At 47.3% G+C, this 387-nt stretch carries 1 protein-coding gene; it reads left to right on the top strand.

The annotated features are described in order from the left end of the window. On the top strand, positions 1-387 hold a 387-nt coding region (locus ACXAG7_RS20020; protein ID WP_476667933.1), incomplete at both ends, for an Ig-like domain-containing protein.

Here is a 387-nt window from a genome sequence, read left to right as displayed (position 1 = left end):
CAAGTGCACAAGCATTCTGTAGTGCCGATAGCCCAACAGTAGCGGATTTAGTAGCTACGGGAACAGGAATCCAATGGTATGCAGCGTCAACCGGAGGAACTGCCTTAACAGGAACAACAGCGTTAAGCACAGGAACCTACTATGCATCACAAACAGTAAGTAGCTGTGAGAGTAGTAGAACTTCTGTAAGTGTAACCGTAAATACCACTCCAACCGCACCAACAGCAAGCGCACAAGCATTCTGTAGTGCCGATAGCCCAACAGTAGCGGATTTAGTAGCTACAGGAACAGGAATTCAATGGTATGCAGCGTCAACTGGAGGAACTGCCTTAGCAGGAACAACAGCGTTGAGCACAGGAACCTACTATGCATCACAAACAGTAAGTA

It is taken from the genome of Tenacibaculum sp. AWR4_210, from assembly GCF_056160945.1.
Note: the sequence above shows the minus strand (reverse complement) of the source record. Positions and strands in the feature narration are given on the sequence as shown.